Origin of the sequence: uncultured Jannaschia sp. (assembly GCF_947494025.1) — a bacterium.
Classification (GTDB): domain Bacteria; phylum Pseudomonadota; class Alphaproteobacteria; order Rhodobacterales; family Rhodobacteraceae; genus Jannaschia.
On record NZ_CANLTQ010000166.1, the window covers coordinates 1 to 361 of the forward strand.

The 361-nt window shown below is 71.5% G+C and carries 1 pseudogene; it reads left to right on the top strand.

Annotation, left to right across the window (positions count from 1 at the left end):
- Nucleotides 1-361: pseudogene (locus Q1B08_RS21795) on the top strand (IS110 family transposase); the annotation flags it as partial.

A 361-nucleotide genomic window follows, 5' to 3' on the forward strand; every position in this document is an offset into this window, starting at 1 on the left:
GTTCAGCCGGGTGAACCCACGTCAGGCCCGCGACTTCGCGCGCGCCATGGGCGTGATCGGCAAGACCGATCAAGTCGATGCACGCATGCTCTCGGAACTGGGCGCCCGCCTCACTCCCGCACCCGCCGAGCCCGTGCCCGTCGTCCGGCGCGCCCTGCAGGCGCAGGCGACGCGGCGGCGTCAGCTCGTGCAGATGCGCAAGCAGGAGGCGACCCGCTTCCAGCAGACCGCCGACGCACAGGCGCGCGCCGACATCCGTAGCCTCATCACCGTGCTCGACCGGCGCATCAAGCGGGTCGAGGCTCGGATGGCCGAGATCGTCGCGGCGGATGCCGATCTTGCCAACCTCGACCGGCGCCTC